This window comes from Bacillus cereus group sp. N21 (assembly GCF_016483395.1).
In the GTDB taxonomy this organism is placed as follows: domain Bacteria; phylum Bacillota; class Bacilli; order Bacillales; family Bacillaceae_G; genus Bacillus_A; species Bacillus_A pseudomycoides.
Genome location: NZ_JAEHBX010000343.1, coordinates 1 through 268 on the forward strand (window position 1 = coordinate 1; position 268 = coordinate 268).

Here is a 268-nt window from a genome sequence, read left to right on the forward strand (position 1 = left end):
CATTGTTAGAAGAACGAGAGAGCAAAATGTTTGAGGATTTATTTGAATTTTGTCTTCGTATGCCAGCGAAGTTTGTAACAGAACGAAATTTAGAGGCGTTCGTCTGGTCGGGATGTTTTGACGATTTTGGTATTTCGAGAACGAATTTATGGAAAAGCCTTAAAGGAGCGTTAGAGAACGCAAATCTTGCCCGTGATTTAGGGGATGCTGTTCCAAAATCAAAAAATGTACAAGGAGAAGAGCTCTCTTTTATTGAACAGTTAAATAA

Annotated in this window: 1 protein-coding gene; it reads left to right on the top strand. The window is 37.7% G+C overall.

The genetic code is table 11. The features are described 5' to 3' along the window. Positions 1 to 268 (top strand): helix-hairpin-helix domain-containing protein (locus JDS96_RS31120; protein WP_199669158.1); only part of this gene is annotated, 268 nt, incomplete at both ends.